The 24,946-nt window shown below is 64.7% G+C and carries 16 protein-coding genes; 6 read left to right on the top strand and 10 right to left on the bottom strand.

Features of this window, described 5'->3' with window-relative positions:
• Nucleotides 1–6: 6 nt before the first annotated feature.
• Complete coding sequence (locus NX775_RS07940) at nt 7–2,070, bottom strand: tetratricopeptide repeat-containing diguanylate cyclase (protein ID WP_258835503.1); 2,064 nt, start codon at nt 2,068–2,070, stop codon at nt 7–9.
• A gap of 215 nt (nt 2,071–2,285) precedes the next feature.
• Between NX775_RS07940 and NX775_RS07935 the strand changes: the two genes are divergently transcribed.
• Nucleotides 2,286–3,047 carry a DUF2243 domain-containing protein gene (locus NX775_RS07935; protein ID WP_258835502.1) on the top strand — a complete coding sequence of 254 codons (762 nt, stop codon included), beginning with the start codon at nt 2,286–2,288 and terminating at the stop codon, nt 3,045–3,047.
• Here NX775_RS07935 and NX775_RS07930 read toward each other — a convergent pair.
• The 4 genes from NX775_RS07930 to NX775_RS07915 form a co-directional block, all read right to left on the bottom strand.
• Nucleotides 3,028–5,892, bottom strand: coding sequence for an ATP-binding protein (locus NX775_RS07930; RefSeq protein ID WP_258835501.1), 2,865 nt, complete (start codon nt 5,890–5,892; stop codon nt 3,028–3,030). The two genes, NX775_RS07935 and NX775_RS07930, sit on opposite strands and share 20 nt — an antisense overlap.
• A 76-nt stretch (nt 5,893–5,968) precedes the next feature.
• Nucleotides 5,969–7,726 carry an ABC transporter ATP-binding protein gene (locus tag NX775_RS07925; RefSeq protein WP_258835985.1) on the bottom strand — a complete coding sequence of 586 codons (1,758 nt, stop codon included), beginning with the start codon at nt 7,724–7,726 and terminating at the stop codon, nt 5,969–5,971.
• A 76-nt stretch (nt 7,727–7,802) separates the two neighbouring features.
• Nucleotides 7,803–9,593, bottom strand: coding sequence for an ABC transporter ATP-binding protein (locus NX775_RS07920; RefSeq protein ID WP_258835500.1), 1,791 nt, complete (start codon nt 9,591–9,593; stop codon nt 7,803–7,805).
• Between the two features lie 137 nt (nt 9,594–9,730).
• The gene (locus tag NX775_RS07915; protein WP_258835499.1) at nt 9,731–10,537 is read right to left on the bottom strand and encodes a phasin family protein; all 807 of its coding nucleotides are present in this window, start codon (nt 10,535–10,537) and stop codon (nt 9,731–9,733) included.
• Nucleotides 10,538–10,711: 174 nt separating this feature from the next.
• Between NX775_RS07915 and NX775_RS07910 the strand changes: the two genes are divergently transcribed.
• From NX775_RS07910 to NX775_RS07900, 3 genes are all read left to right on the top strand, one after another.
• A complete protein-coding gene (locus tag NX775_RS07910; RefSeq protein ID WP_258835498.1) occupies nt 10,712–11,989 on the top strand; it encodes an amidohydrolase family protein in 1,278 nt (425 codons plus the stop codon).
• 82 nt (nt 11,990–12,071) lie between these two features.
• Nucleotides 12,072–12,611 (top strand): GNAT family N-acetyltransferase, encoded by a 540-nt coding sequence (locus NX775_RS07905; protein ID WP_258835497.1) that lies wholly within the window; start codon nt 12,072–12,074, stop codon nt 12,609–12,611.
• 249 nt (nt 12,612–12,860) lie between these two features.
• Entirely contained in the window at nt 12,861–13,091 is a 231-nt protein-coding gene (locus NX775_RS07900; protein WP_258835496.1) for a hypothetical protein, read from the top strand.
• Nucleotides 13,092–13,101: 10 nt separating this feature from the next.
• On the opposite strand, the gene NX775_RS07895 is transcribed toward NX775_RS07900, so the two are convergent.
• From NX775_RS07895 to NX775_RS07885, 3 genes are all read right to left on the bottom strand, one after another.
• Nucleotides 13,102–13,290, bottom strand: a complete 189-nt coding sequence (locus tag NX775_RS07895; RefSeq protein ID WP_258835495.1) for a hypothetical protein — start codon at nt 13,288–13,290, stop codon at nt 13,102–13,104.
• 134 nt (nt 13,291–13,424) lie between these two features.
• Nucleotides 13,425–14,453, bottom strand: coding sequence for a methionine synthase (locus NX775_RS07890; RefSeq protein WP_258835494.1), 1,029 nt, complete (start codon nt 14,451–14,453; stop codon nt 13,425–13,427).
• A 26-nt stretch (nt 14,454–14,479) separates the two neighbouring features.
• The gene (locus NX775_RS07885; protein ID WP_258835984.1) at nt 14,480–15,463 is read right to left on the bottom strand and encodes a DUF1852 domain-containing protein; all 984 of its coding nucleotides are present in this window, start codon (nt 15,461–15,463) and stop codon (nt 14,480–14,482) included.
• Nucleotides 15,464–15,709: 246 nt separating this feature from the next.
• On the opposite strand from NX775_RS07885, the gene NX775_RS07880 reads away from it, so the two are divergent.
• Complete coding sequence (locus NX775_RS07880) at nt 15,710–16,684, top strand: diacylglycerol/lipid kinase family protein (RefSeq protein ID WP_343829051.1); 975 nt, start codon at nt 15,710–15,712, stop codon at nt 16,682–16,684.
• A gap of 10 nt (nt 16,685–16,694) precedes the next feature.
• On the opposite strand, the gene NX775_RS07875 is transcribed toward NX775_RS07880, so the two are convergent.
• Entirely contained in the window at nt 16,695–19,601 is a 2,907-nt protein-coding gene (locus tag NX775_RS07875) for an alpha-L-rhamnosidase-related protein (protein ID WP_258835492.1), read from the bottom strand.
• A complete protein-coding gene (locus tag NX775_RS07870; RefSeq protein ID WP_258835491.1) occupies nt 19,598–21,451 on the bottom strand; it encodes a glycoside hydrolase family 13 protein in 1,854 nt (617 codons plus the stop codon). The genes NX775_RS07875 and NX775_RS07870 overlap by 4 nt, the downstream gene beginning before the upstream one ends.
• Nucleotides 21,452–21,837: 386 nt before the next feature.
• Here NX775_RS07870 and NX775_RS07865 point away from each other — a divergent pair, with 386 nt between their 5' ends.
• Nucleotides 21,838–24,750, top strand: a complete 2,913-nt coding sequence (locus tag NX775_RS07865) for a TonB-dependent receptor (RefSeq protein WP_258835490.1) — start codon at nt 21,838–21,840, stop codon at nt 24,748–24,750.
• The last annotated feature ends 196 nt before the right edge of the window (nt 24,751–24,946 follow it).

The following is a 24,946-nucleotide window of genomic DNA, read 5'->3' as shown; positions in this document are numbered from 1 at the left end:
GCCGACTTAAGCGCTGGCGGCGCGCGGCATGTCCGGATCGCCGTACACGATGGCCATGTCGACCTGGCCCGAGCGCCACGCGTGCTCCAGGTTCTGCTCGATCACATCCAGGTTCACACGTTCGCCATCGGCGAACCCGCGCACGCCGTAAGCGCGGTTGCGGCCATGCGATTTGGCCATGTACAGGGCCATGTCCACCAGGTTGACTACGCGCTCCCAGGCCATCGCCTGCTTGCCGATGGCAAGCGGGAACGGCGCGAAGCCAATCGACACGGTCACGGTAATCTCAACGCCGGCATGATCGATGACGGTGGCGTTGATGCCGCCCAGGATGCGCGCGGCCACTTCGTCCATCCGGTGGCGCGGCACCGAGGGCAGGAAGGCCAGAAACTCTTCGCCGCCCCAGCGCACGATCATGTCGGTCTCGCGCAGGATCTCGGCCAGGCTGGCCGAGATCGTGGTCAGCACCGTGTCGCCGGCCGCGTGGCCGTGGGTGTCGTTGATGTGCTTGAAGTGGTCGACGTCCAGCAGGAACAGCGCGCCGACGCCGTCCGCCCCGGCCGCTGACGGCGTCGCTTGGGGCAGCGCGCGCATGTACTCGAGGAAGTGGCGGCGGTTGTACAGGCCCGTGAGCGGGTCGCGCACGCTCTGCTGCTTCAGCTCGAAGTTCTTGGCGTGCAGCTGCGCGTTCGCGTGGCGCACCTTGCGGTACAACAGCCCCACCACGATGGCCGCCAGCGCGATCACGGCGAGCACCAGCCACCACACCCGCTGTTGCAGGCGGCGGTTGTCGAGTTCGGCCGATTTGATCGTGTTCTCGCTGCGCAGCAGTTCGATCTGGCGCTGCTTGCGTTCGGCCTCGTACTTCTCCTGCAGCTCGAGCATGGCCTGCTGGCGGCGCTTTTCGAACAGTTCGTTCGACAGCGTGCGCTCGCGGTGGTAGGCCTTCAGGGCCCCTGGCAGGTCGCCCACGCGCTCGAGCGCCACGCCGTATTCCACCAGTGCCGTTTGCAGTTCGGGCTTGTCGCCCATTTCCTCGAAGCCGGCAATGCCGGTCTCGATATGGCGCTTGCCCTCGACGAGGCGGCCGGTGGCCAGAAAGGCCTGGCCCAGGTTCAGGTGCGCGATTGCGTCGAGCCGCCGATCGTTCAGGGTTTTCAGCGCGTCGAGCGCCTGCTGCGCGTAGACGACGGCGTTGCGGTAGTCGCCCATCTTCAGATACCAGTCCGACAGGTTGACCAGGGTGCCGGCGATGCGGCTGGTGGCGCCGATCTTGCGCTCGAGCGCGAGGCCGTCCTGCAGCGCGCGCAGGGCGCGCTCGTTCTGGCCGGTGTCCATTGCCAGGCCATATTCGATCCGCTTGAGCAGCACCGTGCGTCCGGGCGAGTTGGCACTGGCCGCAGCGGCGTAGGCCTCGTCCAGCACGTCGAAGCCTTTTTCGGGTTCGCGCATCTGGGTGTACAGGCGCGCCAGGGAGTACAGCGCCATCACGATATGGACCGGATCGCCGTTCGAACGCGCCAGCGCAGCAGCGCCCTGCAGGCCCTGCAGGGCGCGCGGCAGATTGCCTTCCTCGGCATACGATTCACCCGACGAAATCGCGGCGCGCACGCGCAGGTCGATATCGTTCGTGGTGTTGGCCAGTTTTTCGGCTTCCCAGATCAGGCGGTGTGCTTCGCCCGGACGGTGCTGGGCGAACGCGGAATACCCTTGCATCAGCAGACCCTTGGCCAGCGCGCCGGTGTGATCGTGCTGGCGGCCCAGCGCAATGAGCTCGTTGGCCAGCGCGACGGCCTGGGCATGCTGGCCGATGCCGTGGCGGGCCGAGGCCATCTGGTTCAGGAATTCGATTCGCTGCGGCAGCGGTGCAACGCGCGCCTCGTCTTCGATGGCTTCGAGCATTGGCAGGGCGCGTTCGGGAACGATGCGGTTGGCTTCCCGAATCTCGGCCAAGCGCGCGTCGAGCGCCGGGCTGTCGCTGGCCAGCGCGCAGGCCGACGCAACGCACAGTGACAAGGCCACGGCGTTGAAGCGGGAGCGCAACAGGGCGCGATGCAGGATAGCGAACATGCCGTGGTTTTCGTCGCACCGGGAGTAGGCCGGCGGAAGTTGGTTTGAAATATTATATTGCTGTTGCAAAGAAGAAATTCAGTTTGTCGTGAAATGTTCTGAAAATGACACAGCGACATCGTTTCCAAGTGTCCCACGTGGCGCAGGCAAGCGTGCGTGCGCCGCCGAACCATCGACCTATACTGGCCGGACAATTAACCCGGTAGAGGTCGGTCATGTGGAAATCACCGTGGGTCAGGTGGGGCGGTACGCTGGGCTTTGCCCTGGGTGGGTTTTTCGACGGCATCCTGCTGCACCAGATCCTGCAATGGCATCATCTGTTCAGTCTCGTGCCCGGGATGGACGATTTGCGCCTGCAGGTGCTGTGGGACGGTTACTTCCACCTGCTGATGTACGTGGTCGCGATCGTGGGGCTGGCGGGCCTGTGGCGCGCGCAGCGGCGCGGCGCGATGCACTGGGGCCGGCCACTGGCGGGCGCCATGCTGGCCGGCTTCGGGTCATGGCATGCAATCGATGCGCTGCTGTCGCACTGGCTGCTGGGCATCCACCGCATCCGCGTCGACAGTCCCGATCCGCTGCTGTGGGACCTGGCCTGGCTCGTCGTGTTCGGCATCGCGCCACTGGTGCTGGGCCTGCGCTGGCTGCGCCGGCCGGGCGCTGGTGGCACGGGCGCACGCGGTTCGGTGGCCGGCCTGGTGCTGCTGGCCGCCGGCAGCGCGGCCCTCGGTGGCTGGGCGCTGGTGCCGCCACCCGGCCAGAACCTCACCACGGTCGTGTTTCATCCGGGCGCCGGACCGCGTGAGGTATTCGCCGCGCTCGACGCCGTCGACGGACGCCTGGTCTGGAGCGACCGCGCGATGGGCGTGGTCGTGATGGCCATCCCGACCCGGGATCACCTGACCCTGTACCGGCACGGCGCGCTGCTGGTGAGCGGGGCGGGCGCGCCTGGCGGTTGCATCAACTGGAGCCGGCCTTGAACCTGGCCGGCTTTTCAGCCAGCGTCGCCAGCAGGCGCGCCAGTTCCAGCGTGTCGACCGGCTTGACGAAGTGGTACGAAAAGCCCGCGTTCATGCTTGAGCCGCGGTCAGACTCCTGCCCGTAGCCGGTGATCGCGATGAAGGTAGCGCCTGCGCCACCGGCGCGCTGGCGCAGGCGCTGCGCCAGTTCGTAGCCGTCCATGTCGGGCAGCCCGATATCGAGCAGGAACACATCGACCGTGTCGACCCGCGCGCGTTCGAGCGCCGCATACGGACTGTGTTCGGTGACCACGTCGTGCCCGGCCGCCTCGAGGAACATCGACAGCATCTGCGCCGCATCGACATTGTCGTCCACGACCATGATGCGCAGGCGCGGTCCGGTGGGCGCCGGCAACCGGTGCGCCGGCGCGGGCAGCGCATCGACATCGCTCGCCACGGCCGGCAGCACGACCGTGAATTCGCTGCCCTGGCCCAGACCTGCGCTGTGCGCCGACACGGCGCCGCCATGCAGCTCGACCAGGCTGTGCACCAGGGCCAGGCCGATGCCCAGACCGCCCTGCGAGCGGTCCGACGTGCGTTCCCCCTGCATGAACAGTTCGAACACACTGGCAATCAGTGACGGCGCCATGCCGATACCGTTGTCGCGCACTGTGAAGCGCACGAGCGCCCCGCGTACCTCCAGCGACACGGCAATCTCGCCCCCTTCCGGCGTGTACTTGGCCGCATTGCCCAGCAGGTTGGCCAGCACCTGTACGAGGCGCTTCTGGTCGCCCCGCACGAAGGCCGGTTCGTGCGGCGTGTGCACGTCCAGGCTGTGCCGGCGCGCGGCAATCAGGGGCCTGGTCTGCTCGACGGCATCGGCAATCAGCGCTTTCGCGTCGAGGATGTCGTGCTCCAGCGTGATCAGGCCGCGCGTGACGCGCGAGACGTCCATCAGGTCGTTGATCAGGCTTGTCATGTGCCTGACCTGCCGGGTGATGATGCCGCTCGTCTGGCGCAGGCGCGCTTCATCGAGTTGCGCCATGCGCAGCAGGTCGGCCGCGGCGCCGATCGGGGCGAGGGGATTGCGCAGCTCGTGCGCGAGCATGGCCAGAAATTCGTCCTTGCGCTTGTCGGCGTCGCGCAGCTGGCGCTGCGCCACCTTGCGCTCGGTGATGTCGCGGAAGAACAGCGCCATGCTGTCGTCGAGCGACGGGTAGATACGCAGCTCCATCCACGCCTGGCGCCCGTCCGGCCACGCGAACGGCACGTCCCGGATCTCGGCGGCGTGCCTGGCCAGCACGCGCCCGGACAGCGCGTCGGTCGCGTCGCCATCAAGCCAGGGCCAGACCGCGCCGGCCGGCATGCCGACAATCGCCTCGCGCGGGCGCTGCGCCAGCCGCACGCCTTCGTCGTTCACCTGGCGCACCGTCAGGTCGCTGCTGACAATGGCAAAGCCTTCCTTCATGCTCGACAAAACGTGCTGGCTCAGGTCGCGCTCGCGCACCAGTTCGGCCTGGGCGCTGTACTGCATCGAGACGTCGGTGCCTTCGATCAGGATGCCGGAGACGGTGCCTTCGGCATCCAGCACCGGCTGGTAGATGAAATCGACCATCAGTTCGTCGAGCGGTGCGTCCGGCGTGCGCTGAAGCTTGATTGGCGTGCCCCGGCTGATGAACGGCACGCCCGTTGCATACACCTCGTCGAGCAGGTCGAAGAAACCCTGGCCCCCGAGCTCGGGCAGTGCGGCGCGCACTGGCAGGCCGAGGATGTCGCGCTCGCCCACCAGGGACCCGAAGGCCGCATTGGCCAGGTCGAACACGTGCTGCGGACCCTGCGTGACGGCCAGGAAGCTGGGCGCCTGGTCGAACATGTGGCGCAGGCGTTCGATTTCGGTGGCAAGGTTCTGGCGCACGAGCTGCTCGGCGCGCAGGCGACTAAGCACGCCCTCGATCTGGTCCAGGCTTTCGCGGGCCGACAGCACGTCGCCATCGGTCCAGCGGTACGGCGCATGTTTGCCGACGGCCAGCACCGTGCCGACGCTGCCATCCTCGATGGCCGGCAGGATCAGCAGCGAGGCGATGCCGGGCAGGGGCGCCTGATCGCGCAGGTCGTCGAGCCGCACGGGCGCACCGGCATCGAGCGCCGTGTGCCAGGCGGCGAGCGGGCCGTCCAGCGCAATCGTCAGCGCGGCGCCGTCCGGCGTGGCCGGTTCGAGGACCAGGCAGCGCGTGGCCGCGTCGATGGCGCCCAGGCGCACGAACGGCGCCCCCAGGTAGTCGCTCAGCGCCAGGCTGGCCGCCTGCATCGCGGCGTCCGGGCCCGGCATCTGGCGCAGGTCCTGCGCCAGCTTCAGGCGAAACGCCTGGCGCCGTTCGAGGTCCATGCGCGCCGTGGTTTCGACGGCCGCCGTGAACATGCCGAGCACGGCGCCGCTGTCGTCGCGAATCGGGCTGTACGAAAACGTGAAATGCGCGAGGCCCAGCACGCCATTACGGCGGATCCAGAGCGGCAGATCCTCGCCCCGGACGGCTTCGCCCTGTTGCATGACTTGCTCGACCATGGGGCCGATGGTGTCCCAGATTTCCTGCCATGAGTCGAAGGCCGGCCCGCCGAAGCCCGTGACGTCCTTGTCGTCGCCGATGATCGGCTGGTAGGCATCGTTGTAGAACTGGATCAGGTCGGGCCCCCACCAGACCGCGATCGGGAAATGCGAGTCGAGGCAGATGTTCAGGGCCAGGTTCAGGCTGTGCGGCCAGGTGGCGCGCGGCCCCAGCGTCGAGACGCTCCAGTCGTGCTCGCGCAGCCGCCGGGCCATGCGGCCCGGCTGGTTGAACGACGGAACTGCAGCCGGTTGTAAGGTCATGATCGCGCGCAGTGATGATGAACCGTCATCATAAGCCGGGGCGGGCAAATCGGACGCACAGTCGGTGCATGCCGTCCTAGAGGGCGATTTGCTGCAGCAGATACAGGCGCTGGTACAGGCCGCCCTCGATGCGCATCAGTTCTTCGTGCGGCCCGGCTTCGGTGATCCGGCCGTGGTTGAGCACGATGATGCGGTCGGCGTCGCGGATCGTCGACAGGCGGTGCGCGATGGCGATGATGGTCACCTTGCCGCGCAGTTCTTCGAGTGCCTGTTGCACCACCTGTTCGGTGGCGCTGTCGATGCGCGACGTCGCTTCGTCGAGCAGCAGGATGCGCGGCTCGCCTGCCAGTGCGCGGGCAATGGCGATCAGCTGCTTCTGGCCCGACGACAGGCGCGAGCCGCCTTCGCCCAGCTGCGTGTCGTAACCCTGTTCGAGCGCGTTGATGAAATCGTGCGCATGCGCCGCGCGCGCCGCATCCATCAGGCGTTCGAGCGGCAGGCCGCGCCCCATGTCGATGTTTTCGCGCGCGCTGGCGGCCAGGATGAACGGGTCTTGCGGCACCAGGCCCACTTCGTTGCGGAAGCGCTCGTTGCCGATCTTCGCCAGCGGCACGCCGCCGATGTCGATGCTGCCCTGTTCGACGACGTAGTAGCGCAGCAGCAGCGACAGCAGCGTCGACTTGCCGCTGCCCGTGTGGCCGACGATGCCGAAGAACGCGCCTTGCGGGACGTCCAGCGACAGGTCGTGCAGCACCGGCTGGCCGGGCACATACGCAAATTCGACATTGCGCACGCTCACTGCCGGTGCGTCGGGCGAGAACGCATTCTGACCGTGGATGCGGTCCACGTCATGTTCGGGCGCGCCGGCTTCGTCGAGCAGCGTGTTCACGCGCGCGGCCGCGACCACCGCCTGCTGCAGGCCGCTGAACTGCATCGTGATCTGGATGAGCGGCTCGACGACGCGCGCGATGTAGCTGACGAACGCGTACAGCACGCCCACTTCGACCGCGCCGATCTCGCGCTGGCCGAACGCGAAGATCACCAGCGCCAGCAGGGCCACGTTGAGCAGATCTAGCGCAGGACGCAGCAGGAAGGCGTTGGCGCGCAGCTCGGCCAGACGCGCCGTGTAGTGGGTGCGGTTGGTGACGAGGAAGCGTTCGCCGAAGCGCAGCTCGGCATTGCTGGCCTGAAGGACGGTCATGCCGCCGATCGACTCGGCCATCTGCGCATTGATGTCGCTGCGCAGGGCGCGCGCACGGGTGACTGCCGGCGCCGACAGGCGCTGGTACAGCCAGACGATGCCGACCACCGCCGGCACCAGCAACAGCACGATCAGCATCAGGCGCCAGTCGAGCCAGGCCATCGCGACCATCGTGCCGATCAGGACGATCGAGTTGTCGAGCATGACGTACAGGACCTGGATATAGAGCGTCTTGACGGCCTCGGTGTCGTTCGTCACGCGGCTGACCAGCTGACCGGTGATGGCGCGGTCGAAGAAGGCCATCGGCAGGCGCAGCACGTGGCCATAGACCCATTCGCGCAGGCGCTGCACCGAGCGCATCGCCACGCCGGACAGGCGGATCAGCTGCAGGTAGCGCACCCAGCTCGAGACCCAGCCGGTGACGACCAGGCCGCCCAGCAGCAGGGCCATCTGCGGCCAGTCGAGATGGCGCGGCAGCAGGTGGTCGTCGATCAGCGCCTTGCCCAGCAGCGGGCCGACCACTTCGAAGGCCGCCGCCAGGATCAGCCACAGCGTGGCGATGATCAGGTGGCGCTGTTCGGGCGCGGCGGCGCGGCGCAGCAGGCGCGTGGCCAACTTGGCCTGGTCGCGCATCACGCCGCGTTCCAGGCTGTTATCGGTCGTGGGCGGCGGCGTGGTGGTGGATGCGTCGGCTGTGTCCAGCGTTGCTTCAGGTTGCGTCAAGGCTGGCCTCCAGTTGTTGATAGCGCCACTGGCTGGCATACCAGCCATCCAGCAGCAAGAGTTCGTCGTGCGTGCCGGCTTCGATCACGCGCCCGGCGCGCAGCACCACGATGTGGTCGGCCCCGACCACTGCCGACAGGCGGTGGCTGGCGATGATGGCGGCGCGTTCGGGCCGTGCCCGGCGCAGTTCGGCCAGGTGTTCGAGGATGCGCGTTTCGGTGCCGGTGTCCACCGCCGACAGCGCGTCGTCCAGCAGCAGCAGCGGATTATCGGCCAGCAGCGCACGGGCAATCGCGACGCGCTGGCGCTGGCCGCCCGAGAGCGTGATGCCTTTTTCGCCGACCGGTGTGTCATAGCCATACGGGAAGCGCAGGATGTCATCGTGGATGGCGGCCATGCGCGCCGCGTCTTCGATCTCGGCGCGCGAGGCGTCGGGTCGGGCCAGCGCGATGTTCTCGGCAATCGTGGACGAAAACAAAAATGACTCTTGCGGCACCCAGCTGGTGGCGCCCCGCAGGGCGCTCAGGCGATAGGCATCGAGCGGCTGCCCGGCCCAGCGCACCTGGCCCTGTTGCGGCGTCGCCTGGCGCAGCAGCACGCGCAGCAGCGTCGATTTGCCCGAGCCGGTCGGGCCGACGAGACCCAGCGTCTGGCCGGGTTCGAGCGTGACGGACACGCCGGAGAGGGCGGGCGCCTGCGCCGTGTCGTCAGCGGCTGCGCCGTCTTTACTGGCACCGTTCACGCCATACGTAAACGTGACGCCTTCGAGTACCAGCGGGCCCTGGCCCACCTGGTCGATCGTGCCGGCGTCTTCGACCGACAGCGGTGCCTCGAGCAGCGGCTGCAGGCGCGCCATGCCGGCGCGGCCCCGTTCGATCAGCGTGACCACCCAGCCGGCGGCGAACATGGGCCAGATCAGCTGGCCCAGGTACATCGTGAAGCTGGTCAGCGCGCCGACCGTCAGCTCGTTCTGCCAGACCAGGTAGCCGCCCAGGCCCAGCGTCAGGCCGGTGGCGGCAGTCAGTGCAAGGCCAACGGCGGGCTCGTAGGCTGCTTCCCATTTCTGCGCGGTGAGGCTGGCCTCGGCCGCGTTGGCGGTCAGCACGCCGAACTGGGTGCTGCTGCGCGCTTCGAGGCCCAGGGCGCGCAGCGTGCGCACGCCCGACAGCGACTCTTGCACATGGTCGTTCAGCTTCGAGAAACCTTTAAGCGCATCCCCCTCGGCCTTCTGGATGTGGGTCGAGATGTACCAGAACGCGAGCCCCATCAGCGGGAACGGCAACAGCGCGACGAGCGCCAGGCGCCAGTCCACGCCCAGCGTCATGATCCCGAGGACCATCACCAGCGTGAGCGTGCCGTCGAACGCGGCCAGCAGGGCTTCGCCGGCGGCCATTTCGATGGCGTCGATGTCGTTGGTGGCCAGCGCCATCAGGTCGCCGGTGCGCTGGCGCTGATAGAAGGCGGGGCCTTGCGCGGCCAGGCGCGCATACAGGCGCGTGCGCAGCTCGACGCCGAGCTGGTAAGCGGCCGAATACAGGCGGATGCGCCAGCACACGCGCAGCACGTAGATGGCCACGCCCAGGCCGAGAACCTGGGCGATGCCGAGCAGGAGGTCCTGCTCGCCAAGGCGGTTGTTGGCGAGCGCGTCGACCAGTGCGCCGACCTTGCGGGGGATGAGAACCGTACAGATCGCGACGCCGACGAGCATCACGGCCGACGAGGCATAGGATTGCCAATGACGGCGCACGAAGCCGCCGATCAGCCTGGACAAACTCATTCGAATTCCTTGCGGTTGCGCCCGAAAAAAAAGCGGGCCAGAGCCCGCTAGTGTAGTCGTTTTGCCTAGTTGGCGCAGCGCGGCACCGTGGTTGGGGCCGTTGTCTGCTGCGCTCTGGCGATGGCGCCTTCCCAGTGCTACTTGCGGCGCCGGCGTGGGGTGGCCGCCGTGGCAGGGGCGTCCGGGTCGCGTCGCTCGATCGTCGCGGCCGCTGGCGCCGGTGGCGTCGCGGCCATGACGGCGCCGTTGCCGGCAGCCTGGGCGATCAGCGTGGGCTTGGCCGCCGCAGGGCTGGACAGTACATCCAGTGCCACCTCATCGGGTGCTGGTTCCTGCAGCACGCTGGCCACGGCGTCGATGGTCGGGGCAGGCTGGGGCGCCGCCTCTGCCTGTGGCGCTGCTTCGACTTCCGGCTCGGGCGCTTCGGCAACCGGCGCCGGAGCGACGGCGACGGGTTCTGGCAACGGCGCCGCTGCAACCGCATCGAGCGTGCGCTCGGCCGCTGCCTGTACGGTGTCGGCGGTGGCCTTGCCGGCATCGACGACGGCCTGCGCCATGTCGGCGACCGGCGCCATCTCGGCGACCGGCGCCGTTACCGGCGCTGGGGCAGGTGCAGGCGTTGCGCTGCGCAGCAGGAATGGCTGGGCGCCGACAGCGATACCGAGCAATTCGCGGCTATACGCAAACAGGCTGTGCACCTGTTCTTCGGCATGGCTGCGCAGCACGGCGAGGTCACGCGCATCGCGCGCGCCGATCAGCTGGCGGGCGGTCTGCGCCGAGCGCTCGAGGACTTCCTGGGACGTGGTCAGATTCAGCGCCGTGATGCGGCTGGCGCTGTCGATTGCCTGAGTGGCCAGTGCATTGAGCACCGTGAGCTGAGCGTTCATCGGTGCAGTCAAGTAATTGTTGGGTGCTGCGGACAACTGCTCGGAGAGTGAGGTCATGAAGTTTCCTATCTATCAAGTATGGCGCGCTGCAATAAAGTCAGTGTACCCACGATTGTTGGCCGGTGCAATGAACGTCGGTCGCTTATTCGGCGAGGATGATATTGCGTTGCAGCATTGCCATACGGTTGTGCCACAGTTGCTACAATCGGACAACCACTCAATGGAGTCACCATGGACCTCGTGATCCGCAATACCACGCTGCCCGATGGCCGCACCGGCATCGACATCGGCATTCTGGACGGCCGCATCGCGGCGCTGGCGCCGCAACTGGCAGCACGGGGCGTACGCGAGATCGACGCCGCCGGCGACCTGGTCAGCCCGCCGTTCGTCGATGCACACTTCCATATGGATGCCACGCTGAGCTACGGCCTGCCGCGCGTCAACCAGAGCGGCACCTTGCTGGAAGGCATCGCGCTGTGGGGCGAGCTGAAACCGCAGCTGAGCCAGGATGCGCTGATCGAGCGCGCGTTGCGTTATTGCGACTGGGCGGTGGCCCGCGGCCTGCTAGCGATCCGCACCCACGTTGACGTCTGCGACGACCGGCTGCTGGCGGTCGAAGCGCTGCTGGAAGTCAAACGCCGTGTGGCGCCGTATCTCGACCTGCAACTGGTCGCGTTCCCGCAAGACGGCCTGCTGCGCAGCGCCAACGCGTTCGAGAACCTGAAGCGCTCGATCGACATGGGCGTCGACGTCGTCGGCGGCATTCCTCACTTCGAGCGCACGATGGCGCAGGGCGCCGAATCCGTCCGCCTGCTGTGCGAATTCGCGGCCGAGCGGGGCTTGCGCGTGGACATGCACTGCGACGAGAGCGACGATCCGATGTCGCGCCACATCGAAACCCTGGCATATGAAACGCAGCGCCTGGGGCTGCAGGGCAGGGTGGCCGGCTCGCATCTGACGTCGATGCATTCGATGGACAATTATTATGTGAGCAAGCTGATTCCGCTGATCGCCGAGAGTGGCGTGGCAGCGATCGCCAATCCACTCATCAACATTACGCTGCAGGGTCGCAACGACACCTACCCGAAGCGGCGCGGCATGACGCGCGTGCCCGAGCTGATGGCAGCGGGCGTCGATGTCGCCTTCGGCCACGATTGCGTGCTCGATCCGTGGTACGGCATGGGCTCGGGCGACATGCTCGAGGTGGCGCACATGGGCCTGCACGTGGCGCAGATGACGGGCCTCGAAGCGATGCAGTCGTGCTTTACCGCCATCACCGAGACGCCCGCGCGCATCCTCGGGCTCGACGGCTACGGCCTGGCGCCGGGCTGTCACGCCGATCTGGTGATCCTCGATGCCGGCTCGACGGTGGAAGCGATCCGCCTGCGCGCTCCGCGCCGCCTCGTGTTGCGGCGCGGCCAGGTCGTGGCCGAAGCGCCAGCGGCCGCCAGCCGCCTGCATCTGCAGGGCCGGCCAGGCAGCGCCGACTTCCGCCTCGGCCGTGGCTAAACTGTCAATATAGCGCGTGATAATTCGTGTACTTTCAGGCAAAATAGCGGACCGCCCTGTCCTGGCACTCCCGTAGATTGTTGTGAAAGACCTTGTTATCCGCCCTGCGCTCGAATCCGATTTCGAGTCGATCTGGGCTATTTTTTGCGCCCATATCGAGGCGGGTGAAACCTATGTCTTCAGCACGGCGACGTCCCGCGAAGCCGGTTACCACTACTGGCTGGGCGAGGGCGTGGGCAGTTTTGTCGCGGTGAGCCCGGGCGGCCGCGTGCTGGGCATGTACCGCCTGGTGCCGAACCAGGTCGGGCGCGGCCACCACGTGGCCAATGCCTCGTACATGGTCAATCCGGCGGCGCAGGGGGCAGGCGTGGGCCGCGCGATGGGGCAGCACAGCTTGAATGAAGCGCGCAGCCGCGGCTATCTGGCGATGCAATTCAACCATGTGGTCAGCACCAATGGGCCGGCCATCGGTCTGTGGAAGAAGCTCGGGTTTTCCATTGTCGGCACGCTGCCCAAGGCGTTTCGCCACAAGCGCCTGGGCTATATCGATGCGTACGTGATGTACCAGTTGCTGCAGGATCCGGATCACTGGCCGACGGCTGACGACGCGCCGGGCGGGTGAAGGGTGCTGCGGATGCGGTTGCATGTGTCTCTCGGGCAGAAACCGGTCATTCGTAGCATTTTCAATCTTGGCAACCCGATACAATAATCCCAATGTCTGTGTTTGGCCTCGGATTCAACCGATCGACGCAACACTAAACTCTGGGTAAGCAAAAGGAGTGTTGCGGATAGACCTATCGTTGAGCTCGTGTCTGAATGTCAGACCTGACCCCGATTGGAACCCCGGCATTGCATGGGCGGAGTGGTCAGCATGAATGGGCCGGCTATCGGACTGCGGAAGAAACTATGGGTTTCGATGGTCGGCACACTGACCAAGGCGTTTCGCCACAAGCGCCTGGGCTATATCGATGCTTACGTGATGTATCAGTTGCTGCAGGATCCGGATCACTGGCCGACAGCTGACGACGCGCCGTGTGGGTGGCGGGTGATACGGATGCTGTTACAGGCATCTGGTAGCGGCTATCTGGCCGCCTCCATCTGAAGAACGACGCTCAGCTTTCTCGCTTCACGGTCCCCTGGTCGTACTGGTCGTCGTCAGTCTCACTTGGCGGCATCGCGGCCTGCTGGTCGTCTTCAGTTGCGGCCGGCTCGCTTGCGGTGTCGTCGTTGCCTGTGCCGTCACCCATACGCTGCTGATCACGATGTGCGTTGACGTCATTGTCTTTATTTTGCATGGCCATGCTGATCTCCTCGTCATGAAATATGGCCTCATGATAGTCAGGTATCTGCGGCGCACGAATAGTCCCGAAGCTGGCGCGAATGTAGGATTGCACTGTCTACACTCGGCCTGCATGGCCCTGCAACGTTACCTGGATCAGGCTGACAGTTCCCGCCGAATGATCTCTGCGCCTGCGTTCAGCGCAGCCAGCTTGGCTTTCGCTACGTGCCGCGACAACGGCGCCATTCCGCAATTGGTGCAAGGGCACAGCTTGTCGGCGTCGACGAACTTCAGTGCCTTGCGCAAGGTATTGGCAACTTCTTCCGGCGTTTCGATAATATTGCTGGCCACGTCAATCGCGCCAACCATTACTTTCTTGCCGCGAATAAGTTCCAGCAAATCCATCGGAACATGCGAGTTGTGGCATTCCAGCGAGACGATATCGATGTTCGATTTTTGCAGCTGCGGGAAGATGGATTCGTACTGGCGCCACTCCGAGCCCAGCGTCTTTTTCCAGTCCGTATTGGCTTTGATGCCGTAGCCATAGCAAATGTGGACCGCGGTCTCGCATTTGAGGCCTTCGATGGCCCGTTCCAGCGTGGCAATGCCCCAGTCATTGACCTCATCGAAAAACACATTGAAGGCCGGTTCGTCGAACTGGATGATGTCGACACCGGCTGCTTCCAGCTCGCGCGCTTCCTGGTTCAGGATTTTTGCGAATTCCCAGGCCAGCTTTTCACGGCTTTTATAGTGGCTATCATAGAGCGTGTCGATCATGGTCATCGGGCCGGGCAGGGCCCATTTGATCGGCTTGTTCGTTTGCTGGCGCAAAAATTTGGCATCGTCGACGAATACCGGCTTTGGGCGACTCACGGCCCCAACCACGGTCGGGACGCTGGCATCGTAACGATTGCGGATCCTGACCGTCTCGCGCTTTTCGAAGTCGACACCGCTCAGGTGTTCGATAAAGGTCGTGACGAAGTGCTGGCGGGTCTGCTCGCCATCGCTGACGATATCGATGCCCGTCTGCTGCTGGTCTTCGAGCGACAAGCGCAATGCATCCTGTTTGCCCTCGACCAGTTCTTCGTTCTGTAATTTCCACGGCGACCAAAGGGTCTCTGGTTCTGCGAGCCAGGCGGGTTTTGGCAGGCTGCCGGCGGTTGAAGTGGGCAATAATTTTTTCATGTCAGATCGCTTTGCGTGTTTGGTCTTCAGAAGGTGTAGCTGGCTGCCCAGCGCTCGAGGATTGGCTGGTATGGCTTGATGAAATGTTCTTCAGCAAATTTCCCCTGCTTGACGGCGAGCTGGCTGCGCTCTTCCCGGTCGTACACGATCTGCGTCAGTGAATAATCCTGGTGTTTCAATTTCGGCTGAAAGTGTTTCGCTGCCGAAGCATTGGCGTTATAGATCTCGGGCCGGTAGATCTTCTGGAACGCCTCCATCGTGCTGACCGTGCCTGTCAGTTCCAGATCGGTGTAGTCGCCCAGCAGATCGCCGACAAAATAGAAGGCCAGTGGCGCAACGCTATTGGGCGGCATGAAGTAGCGCACCTTCAATCCCATTTTGCTGAAGTATTGATCGGTCAGGGAAGGTTCATCCTGGACGTATTCCACGCCCAGTACAGGATGCTGACGGTCGGCGCGGTGGTACGTCTTGTTGGTTGAAATACTCAGGCAGATCACCGGCGGCTTGCCGAAATGTTCCTTGTACGCCGCCGACGCGATGAAGCACTGGAACAGCTTTCCGTGCAGGTCGCCAAAGTTCTCCGGGACGCCAAATTCCTGCCGGTCCTTGTTGTGGTCCGACAGCAGGACGCTGAAATCATAATCGCGCACATACGAGGAAAAATTATTTCCCGCGATGCCTTCGATGCGCTGATTGGTCTCGCGATCGACGATCGTGGTTTTCAGGATTTCGATCAGCGGGAACGCATCACCACCGCCTTCGGCCGACAACGCCATCTCGACCGACACGATGTCGAGTTCGAGGGCGTAACGATCGCCCCTGGGATTGTCCGCCTGGGCCAGCGCATTGAAACGCGCGTCCATCATGTTTAGGGCCTTGCGCAAATTGTCCTGCCGATGTTCTCCCCGGGCCAGGTTCGCGAAATTGGTCGTGATCCGCGTGCCATCGGCCGGACGGTAATGTTCATCGAACCGAACGGTCTTGATCGCAAACGTAAAATCTTCATTCATCATAGCCAGCTGCTCCGGGATTGAGAGCACACCTGTGTGTGCCCGGTCCGTCGATTATGACCAGCCAGTCGATTGAATAAAAGTGATGTTATCTCATCCAACGATGAAATTCGCTCATGCTTCGCATCCTGCGCTCAGGGTCCTGGCCCCTGCACGCGAGCGTTGTGTAACGCACCCAGCGGCTTCAATGCCGGTGATACGATGGCTGCATTCTCGATCAACCACTCTTACCGAATCGACCTTGCGATGCCAGCCACCGAGTTGCTACCTGACGCTCCTTTCTTCATTGTTCTGAACGCGGGATCGGGTCATTCCGAAACCGAGATGCGCATCTCCACGATCAACGAGGTCATGGACGCCGGTGGCCGCGTGTGCCATCTGGAAGTAGTGGACGAGCCCGAGCGCATCGAACAGATCGCGAAGGACATGGCGGCCAAGGCCGTCGCCAGCGGGGGCGTGCTGGTGGCCGCTGGCGGCGATGGCACCATCAACACGGTCGCGCACCAGGCGGTGCTGGCCGGGTGCGCGTTTGGCGTGCTGCCGCAAGGCACCTTCAACTACTTCGGGCGCACCCACGGGATTCCGGAAGACCTGGCCGAGGCTGTGCATGCGCTGCTGCGCGGCGAGATCAAGCCAGTGCAGGTAGGCATGCTCAACGACAAGATCTTCCTGGTTAATGCGAGTGTCGGCCTGTATCCGGCGCTGCTCGAAGAACGCGAGCACGACAAGCGCGAGTTCGGACGCAGCCGCGTGGTCGCGTTTCTGTCGGCCATCAAGATGACGCTACGGGCGCATCGCCACCTGCAGATCCGGCTCGAGCTCGATGGTAAAGAGCAGCGTTTGCGCACGACGACGCTGTTCGTGGGGAACAATCGCCTGCAGATGGAGCAGGTCGGCATGGAACAGTTGACCGATGCGGTCGAGGATGGCCAGCTGGCGGCGCTGGCGCCCAAGCCGATGGGTAAACTTGGGCTGCTGGGCCTGCTGGTGCGCGGTGCACTTGGCAAGCTGGGTGGCGCCGACGACGTCGTGGCGTTTTCGTTCAAACGCATGACCGTGCGCACGCCGTCGCTATACGGGCGCAAGCGCCTGAAGGTCGCCGTCGATGGCGAGGTCAGCAAGATGGCGACGCCGTTCGAGTTCCGGGTGCTGGAAGGGCGCCTCAAGCTGCTGCTGGCCCCGCCACAGGCAGCCGCTGCCACACCTGGCGACGCTGCCTGAGCCAGTCGGCTTACTTCACCCGCAGCAAGCGCACGCCATGGATGTCGAACCGGTTGGCCGGTTCGGCGCCACCGGCACCCGTGAAGGTCCGGTTGCTCTCCAGGTAGCTCATATTGTAGAAGTCCGTCATCTCCAGGCGGTAGCTGCCGGCCGTCAGGCGCGCGGCCAGCGGCGTCGAATATACGGTTGGCGTCGCGCCCTTGAACAGCGGCGCATGCGGCAACTGGATCACGCCCTGGGCCACGACCTTGCCCGCGCTGTTCTTCAATGCCAGCCACTTCACACCGCCACTGATCCCCAGATTCACCTGGTTCGCGCCATTGTGATAGCGCACCTGGACCCGGTAGTCGCCTGCGCTTTCAACCCGAATTCCATCCACGGCGAAGCGGTCTTGCGGCCGGCCCCAGTCGCGGATCGCGGGTAGTGAAAAGCGCGCATCCGGCGCCGTGGCCGTCAGGTTCGACGTCACGCGCGGGTCGGTCACGCCAATGTCGATGCCAGCACCAGCGACCCCGTCGATGCAGCGCGGCTGGCTGTGGTGACTGACATTGCCGCTGTCGGCAAAGCGCGCCTCTACCGCATAGCACGACGCCACACCGGCCTTGTCGTCGGTCCAGGCGCCGGCCGGCAGCTTGTCGGCCACCAGTTTGCCGTCGCGGTAGACGCGGTAGGTCACATTCCCCGCATTGCCATTCGCGCCGATCGTCAACCCCACGGCGCCGGACGATGCACGCGTCAGCGCCTCGATCACCGGTTCGCGCGGACCGAACGTGACGGACGATTCTTCATACGGATTGGCCTGGACGCGGCGGATGCCTTGCGCCCCGGCGACGAGTTTGCCCAGCACGATCTCGATGCGGTTCTCGGCTTGCAAATCGCTGGACAGCAGCATGTCCCTGACCTGCTTGCCATTCAACAGAATGCGCTCGACCCGGTGATAGCCATCGCCCTCGGCCACTGGCGGCAGGCGCAGCACCACGTCGATGCGCTTGCCGTGCAGGCGCAGGTCGTGCAAGGCAATCTCGTTCGTCGCGCCAAAGGTCTCGCGCCGCAGCTTGGCCGTCACGAACGGGCGCAGCGCGATGCCGTCGTCCTGCACGGTCACGCCGAACACATTGTCGATCACCATGCCCAGATACCCGCCGACCGACCATAACTGGCGGCGCGAGTTGATCACGGGGCCGCTCAGCGCCGGGGTCTTCTCGTCGAGCAGCAGCGGCTGGCCCGACAACCATTCGAGGTTTTCCATGTTCGACAGATTCACCGCTGCGCCGCGCATCAGCGTTGCGTAGGCGGCGTCGGCCACCGCCGCGTTCTTGCCATGCACCGCGGCGCGCAAGCCGTACGCGGTGACGAAGGGCCAGATGGCGCGGTTGTGGTACACCGGCGCGCCGATCTGCTGCGGCCAGATCACGGGCGCGCCCATCGGGCCATGCGGATAGCGCGCCAGGATCGACGCCGTCTGCCTGTCGTCGGCCACGCCGCTGACAATCGCCAGCGCCTGGCCGAGCCAGTCGAACTTGTGCAGCGGCGCGCCGTCCAGGTGGCCGGCGGTGAGGCTGCTGTACATGCCTTCATCGGCCAGCCAGAGTTCCTTGTTGATTGCGCGTTTCAGCTCCGAGGCCCAGCGCGTGTAGCGCGCGGTGTTCGTCGGATCACGCTGTTCGCGCGCCAGTTGCGCCGCCAGCTTGAGCGCCTGGAAGATGACAACGTTGGTCGACAGCGCCTTCGAGCTGGCCATCGACGCCAGGTCGCCCGGCATCCACGCGGCGTAGGTCTGGTCGCGCCAGTCGAGGAACGATTCTTCGCCCGTGTACAGGCCCGTGGCCGCGTCAAACGCCGCCACGCGATCGATCTCGAGCGTGTTCGACAGTGCCTTCAAGGCCTTGCTGGCGAACGGCGCGCGCTCGGCAGCCGGCAGCGTGCGCAGCGTTTCTTCGGCTGCGAAGGCCCACGTCAGGCGGTCGGTGCTGACCGGCCAGCTGCCGCCGCTGCCGGTGTCCTGCACGATCTGCAGGCCGTCCGCCGTGGCAGGAATCTGCGCCACCGGCGTGACGCCGGCGCGCCAGCCAGAGAGTTTGAAGTCGAGCGAATTGCGCACACGCTGCGGGTCGAGCAGGGCCAGGCCCAGGTCGGCCGCATACGACAGGTCGCGCGTCCACACATACGCCCACTTCTCGCCGGTGGAGAAGCAGTCGCAATCGATGGCGTTGCCGCCGTTGTAGTTGCCGTCCTTGATCTGGCTGACCGAATTGAGGCGCATCTCGGTGCCGGCCAGCGCGAACAGCGCGTCGAAGGCGAGGTTGCCGGTGCGGACGCGCGGCAAGCCTTCCTGCTCGGCGTAGGCGACATGCTGCGGACCGGGATCGCGCAGGCTCATCGTGCTCGACTGGACGTACTGGCGTAGCGGCGACTGTGCATCCGGCGTCGAGTAGCGCACCGTCTCGGTCTTGCCGTCCCACGTTGGCCAGGCTTGCGTGGCGACGGCAGCGTGGCCCGCATGCGGATCGGGCGCGTTGGCACGGTCGGCATCGGGAAGGCGCGTGACCTTCAGGGCAGGTTTGGCCGGATCGCTCGCGTCCAGCGTGAAGCGGTAAGTGCCGGAGGTGCGCACGAACAGGAACGTCTCGGGTCCGGACAGGCGTTCGAGCTGGTACGCGGTGTCGGGCGCCACATTGACGCTCTTGTCCGGATCAATCACCCACTCGGCAGCCCAGTCGCTGCTGCCGAGTTTGAAGGCGTGGTTGCCCGGCGCGACGGCGATGTCGGCCTGGTAGATCCCCTTGCCCTTGGGCGCCAGCGCATCGGCCGTCCCCCAGCCATTGAACGCGCCGCGCACGAACAACGCGGCATCTGACTGCGCGTGGGCGGCGCCGCAGGCGAGGAGGGCGGCCAGTGCGATGGCGCTGCGCATCATCGCGGCGTCTCCAGCTCCAGAATCACCGAAGCACGTGGGGGCAGGGTCAGCGTCGAGCGCAGGTCGAACGTCTTGCCGGTCAGGACATCCACGCCGCTGGTCACGCCCGTGAGCATTTCGCGGAAACGGTCGACATCAAGTGCCATTTCTTTCGCGTTGTTGTTGAACGCGACCAGCACCTTCTTGTCCGCGTTGTAGCGGAAGTAGACGTAGGTATTGTTCTGCGGCCCGTAATGCATCATGCGGCCGCTGTGGATCACCGGCTGGCCCTTGCGCCAGTTGGCCAGCTTGCGTACGAACACCTGCGCCGCGCGCGGCTTGTCCTTCAGGCCCGTGCCGGTGAAGGCATTGACCTTGTCGCCGGCCCAGCCGCCCGGGAACGGGATGCGGTAGCTGGCGTCGTCGCGGTCTTTCGTCGGGCTGGTAAACAGCAGCTCGTCGCCCACGTAGAACTGCGGGATGCGCGGCGCCGTCATCATGAACACCATCGCCATCTTGTACTTGTCGAAGTCTTCGCCGGCGACGCTGTAGATGCGCGACATGTCGTGGTTGTCAGCGAACAGCACCAGGTTGCCTGGCTCGGGATACAGGTAGTCGAGCGACAGCGTCTCGTACACGTCCGAGAACACATTGCCGCCTTTTTTATCCGCCAGCGCAGTGCGCATCGCCTCGGCTACCGGGAAGTCCATCATGCTCGGCATGTAGGCACGGTAGCCATCGAAGTTGTCCTTGCCACGCTGCCAGCGCGCCACGACCGGCACCTTCGTGTTCCACTCTTCGCCGACCAGGTTCAGGTTCGGGTATTCGGCCATGATGCGGCGCGTGTACTCCGACAAAAACGCGCTGTCCGAATAGCCGAAGGTGTCGATGCGCAGGCCCGAGAGCTTCGCGTATTCAATCCACCAGATGTTGTTCTGGATGATGTAGTTGGCCAGCAGCGGATTGGACTGGTTCAGGTCGGGCATGCTCTTGACGAACCAGCCGCGCGTGAAGTTGTCGGCGTCTTCTTTTGAGCCGTACGGGTCCTGCACCGCCGTGTGATAGTGCTGGGTCGGGACGAACTTGTCGTTGTAGTTGATCCAGTCCGGCGCCGGCACATCCTTCATCCACCAGTGATGCGAACCGATGTGCGACAGCACCACGTCCTGGATGATGCCGATGCCGCGCTTCTTCGCTTCGGTCGACAGGCGCACGAAGTCTTCGTTGCTGCCGTAGCGCGGGTCGATCTTGTACAGGTCCGTGGCCGCATAGCCGTGGTACGAGTAGCCCGGCATATTGTTTTCGATGAGCGGCGTCGGCCACAGCTGCGTGAAGCCCATGTCCGCGATGTAGTCGAGATGGTTGATCGCGCCCTGGATGTCGCCACCGTGGCGGCCCAGGCCGCCCTTGCGGTCGGCCTTGTCGAGCATGCCGGCGACGTTGTCGTTGGACGGGTCGCCATTGGCGAAGCGGTCCGGCATGATCTGGTAGATCGCGTCCTTGCTGGAAAAGCCCTGGCGCGTCGCGGAACCTGCGTCGCGTGCCAGCAGGCGGTAGGCGTGTGTGGTCGTGCGGCCGGCGCCGCTGAACGTGATGTCGAACGTGCCGGGCGCCACCTTCGCATCGAGCACGAGGTCGATGAACAGGTAGTTGCGGTTCGGTGTGCGCGTGACGGACGCAATGCGCGCGCCGGGGTAGGTCAGCGTCGGCGTCAGGTCGCCAATCGCCTCGCCATGGACCATCAGCTGGACTTTGTTGTCGTGCATGCCGGCCCACCAGAATGGCGGCTCCATGCGGTCGATGGCGGGGGCCTGGGCGAAGGCGGCAAGCGAAGCGCTGCCGAGCACGATGGTGGCGAGGAGTTGTCTCATGAGTTCTGGGGCTGGTGCCAGTCGTGATACTGCTGACGTAGTTGAACTACAAGGTCGGCATGTCAACGGTGGAACGCGGGGCCGGTAATTGTTGTGTTGATGGAAGGTTACTATAAACCCTGCGGCCCAACAATCATGCGGGGCGCATTCGATTTCATCCCGACTACATAGTCGCGTGATGGGTGAACCTTCAGATTGTCTTCAGATTCGATGCGAAAGTTGTTTGGAGGGCCTGAAAACCCTCTAAATGTGTAGCTCAAGTACAACGTGCACAATGTTGTTGCCATGCAAAGCGTGCCATGATCCTCGCCACACATTGCTGCCCATTCAGGCTCTAGTTTTAGTACAGAGTCGTAACGGGCAGTTAAGAAAAACCGAGGAGACACATGAACGCCACCGCCACCCGGGCCACCCAGGCCCGCCGCCGTACTGCAGCCACTTTTGCATTCCCGTTGAACCCGTTCGCCGCCGGTTGCGCCGTGCTGCTGTCGGTCCTGGCAGGTAACGCGTATGCGCAAGCCTCGGGCAGCGAAGAAGCCACCCCCGTCGCACCGAACACCCCCGTGGCAGCCGCCACGGTGCAAACGCCGGCAGAAGCGCCGGCCGCCGCACCCACCGCGTTCCCGAACAGCGCCGTGTCGAAAGTGACCGTGACCGGTATCCGTACCGGTATCGAAGCGGCCATCTCCATCAAGCGCAATTCGAATTCGATCGTTGAAGCGATCTCGGCCGAAGACATCGGCAAATTGCCGGACACGTCGGTTGCCGAATCGATCGCGCGCCTGCCGGGCGTGACTGCCCAGCGTAGCCGCGGTTCGGGACGTGCATCGGAAATCTCGGTGCGCGGCCTGTCGCCAAGCTTCAACGGCACGCTGCTCAACGGCCGCGAAATGGCCTCGACCGGCAATGCCCGCAATCCTGAATTCGACCTGTTCCCGTCCGAGCTGATGGGCGGCGTCGTGATCTACAAGACGCCGGACGCCAGCGTCATCGGCCAGGGCCTGGCCGCGACGATCGACCTGAAAACCGTGCAGCCGCTGGACTTCGGCAAGCGCGTTATTGCCGCCAACTACAAGCGCAGCCGCCTGGGTGTGCGCACTGCCGAAGAAGGCAGCGGCGACCGCGTCTCGTTCTCGTACATCGACCAGTTCGCCGACCGCAAGTTTGGCATCGCACTGGGCATCACGTCGTACGACGAAACCGGCGGCGAGCAGCGCAAGTTCGACGCCTGGGGCGGCAACACGGCAGCCCTGCCGTTCAACGGCCAGAATGTCCTGGTGCCACTGGGCTTTACTGCGGATACCGAATCGACGTCGCACAAGCGTGACGGCGCCTTCATGTCGCTGCAGTTCCGTCCGAACCGCGATTTCCGCTCGACCCTCGACCTGTTCTATTCGGCCGGTGAGACTGGCCTGAAGCGCAGCGGTTTCGAAGGCGCGGTCGGCTCGAACACGTCGGGCCTGTATGACCCGGCCGGCGTGCTGCAGAACGTCGTCGTGCAGAACGGTGTCGCCACCAGCGGCACGCTGACCAACTACAAGGGCGTGGTGCGTAACCACGTCGAGACGTCGGAAGACGACCTGAAGACGGTCGGCTGGAAGAACGAGCTCAAGCTGGGTGACTGGAGCACCAGCGCCGACATCACCTGGTCGAAAGCGACCAAGCTGAGCGCGCGCTACGAAACCACCGCCGGCCTGCCGGGCAATGCAAATCCGCTGGACACGATCTCGTGGACCGGTTTTAACGGCGGCAATTTCACCGACGTCGCCTGGCGCACTGGCCTGAACTATTCGGACCGCGCGGTTGCGCAACTGACCGACGTGAACGGCTGGTCGGGCACCGCCACCAACATCCTGCCGCAAGCCGGTTACCTGGCCCAGCCGTACGTGGAAGACACGCTCAAGGCGATCCGCCTGAACGCCAAGCGTCCGGTGGAGTGGGGCCCAATGTCGGCCGTGCAGTTCGGCTACAACTTCACCGACCGCGAAAAAGCGCGCAGCGGCGAAGAAGGCCGTCTCGAGATCCTGGGCGGCGCCCAGTTCGCTGCGCAGACGATGCCGGGCACGGGTACCGGCGTTGCCGGCACCACCGGTCTTCCGATCGCCACGTGGAATCCGTCCGGCTCGCTCGGCACCGTGTACCAGCTGGCCACGAAGGTCAACGCCGACATCCTGACCAAGTTCTGGGATGTCAAGGAAACGGTCCAGACCGCTTACCTGATGGGCGACCTGAACGGCGAGCTGTTCGGCTTCGAATACCGCGGCAACGTCGGAACGCAGTTCGTGCACACGAAGCAGACGGGCGGCGGCTACAACAGCGGCAACTGCACCGGCGAAACGGCCGATGCGTGCCCGGCCGTGCGCGTTGTCGACAGCGTCAGCTACTGGGACGTGCTGCCAAGCCTGAACCTGTCGTTCGACCTCAAGAATGACCAGGTGCTGCGCATGGGTCTGGCGCAAGTGCTGTCGCGTCCGAACCTGGACGACCTGCGCGGCGGCATCGGCTTTGGCGTGAACACCGGCGTGACCAACCCGTTCATCAGCGGTGGCGGCGGCAACCCGGGGCTCAAGCCGTTCAAGGCCAAGGCGTTCGACCTGTCGTACGAAAAGTACTTCGCGAAGAAGGGCTATGTCAGCGCGGCCGTGTTCTACAAGAAGCTCGACACGTTCATCCTGCGCACGCCGTCGGAATACGACTTCGCGCCATGGACGACCTCGACCACGCCGCTGCCGACCACCGGCGACTTCGCCGGCTCGACCGTTGGCGTGCTGAACCGTCCTGAAAACGGTAACGGTGGCAGCATCAAGGGCTACGAGCTGGCAGTGAATATTCCGCTGAACATGGCGAGCGAGTGGCTGGACGGCTTCGGCATCATGGCCAACCACTCGTTCACCAGCTCGGCGATCGATATCCCGGCCCTGGGCTTTGGCAATGTGCAGACGTCGGCGCAGTCGATCCCGCTGCCGGGCCTGTCGCGCAAGGTCAGCAACCTGCGCGTGTACTACGAAAAGTACGGCTTCCAGATCGCTGCCGCAGCGCGCAAGCGTTCGGACTTCCTGGGCCAGTCGCCGGACTTCTCGGACACGCTGCAGTACACGTTCGTAAAGGGCGAGACGATCGTCGACTTCCAGCTGTCGTATGAAATCCAGTCGGGCTTTGCCAAGGGCTTGTCGGTGTTTGCCCAGGCCAACAACTGGAACAACGCGCCGTACCAGGAGTACACGAACAGCAGCGATTCGATCACCCGTCGCGTCGACTACGGCCGCACCTACCAGTTCGGCGCCAACTACAAGTTCTGATGACTGGCGAGGCTGTGTAGCAGCCTCCAGACCACATCAAGCGATCCCCGACAGCCGAAAGGCTGCCGGGGATTTTTTTCGTCTGTTGTAAAAATACAAAATTCACGTAGTGAAGTTACAAGCTGGGTTTCAGGGCCTGATTGTTTTACTACATCCTGCGCACTGATTCGGTGCAATTGAGCATAAATTGTTGCTT

It is taken from the genome of Massilia aurea (genome assembly GCF_024753205.1).
Lineage (GTDB): Bacteria > Pseudomonadota > Gammaproteobacteria > Burkholderiales > Burkholderiaceae_D > Telluria > Telluria aurea.
This window is presented reverse-complemented; position numbering and strand designations above follow the sequence as displayed.

What these genes read in the sequence shown, in the direction of transcription:
- NX775_RS07930 (WP_258835501.1), bottom strand. Translation starts at nt 5,892, where the DNA reads ATGACCTTACAACCGGCTGCAGTTCCGTCGTTCAACCAGCCGGGCCGC.
- NX775_RS07885 (WP_258835984.1), bottom strand. Translation starts at nt 15,463, where the DNA reads ATGAATGAAGATTTTACGTTTGCGATCAAGACCGTTCGGTTCGATGAA.
- NX775_RS07915 (WP_258835499.1), bottom strand. Translation starts at nt 10,537, where the DNA reads ATGACCTCACTCTCCGAGCAGTTGTCCGCAGCACCCAACAATTACTTG.
- NX775_RS07925 (WP_258835985.1), bottom strand. Translation starts at nt 7,726, where the DNA reads ATGCGCGACCAGGCCAAGTTGGCCACGCGCCTGCTGCGCCGCGCCGCC.
- NX775_RS07890 (WP_258835494.1), bottom strand. Translation starts at nt 14,453, where the DNA reads ATGAAAAAATTATTGCCCACTTCAACCGCCGGCAGCCTGCCAAAACCC.
- NX775_RS07935 (WP_258835502.1), top strand. Translation starts at nt 2,286, where the DNA reads ATGTGGAAATCACCGTGGGTCAGGTGGGGCGGTACGCTGGGCTTTGCC.
- NX775_RS07900 (WP_258835496.1), top strand. Translation starts at nt 12,861, where the DNA reads ATGAATGGGCCGGCTATCGGACTGCGGAAGAAACTATGGGTTTCGATG.
- NX775_RS07875 (WP_258835492.1), bottom strand. Translation starts at nt 19,601, where the DNA reads ATGATGCGCAGCGCCATCGCACTGGCCGCCCTCCTCGCCTGCGGCGCC.
- NX775_RS07865 (WP_258835490.1), top strand. Translation starts at nt 21,838, where the DNA reads ATGAACGCCACCGCCACCCGGGCCACCCAGGCCCGCCGCCGTACTGCA.
- NX775_RS07920 (WP_258835500.1), bottom strand. Translation starts at nt 9,593, where the DNA reads ATGAGTTTGTCCAGGCTGATCGGCGGCTTCGTGCGCCGTCATTGGCAA.
- NX775_RS07940 (WP_258835503.1), bottom strand. Translation starts at nt 2,070, where the DNA reads ATGTTCGCTATCCTGCATCGCGCCCTGTTGCGCTCCCGCTTCAACGCC.
- NX775_RS07910 (WP_258835498.1), top strand. Translation starts at nt 10,712, where the DNA reads ATGGACCTCGTGATCCGCAATACCACGCTGCCCGATGGCCGCACCGGC.
- NX775_RS07895 (WP_258835495.1), bottom strand. Translation starts at nt 13,290, where the DNA reads ATGGCCATGCAAAATAAAGACAATGACGTCAACGCACATCGTGATCAG.
- NX775_RS07870 (WP_258835491.1), bottom strand. Translation starts at nt 21,451, where the DNA reads ATGAGACAACTCCTCGCCACCATCGTGCTCGGCAGCGCTTCGCTTGCC.
- NX775_RS07880 (WP_343829051.1), top strand. Translation starts at nt 15,710, where the DNA reads ATGCCAGCCACCGAGTTGCTACCTGACGCTCCTTTCTTCATTGTTCTG.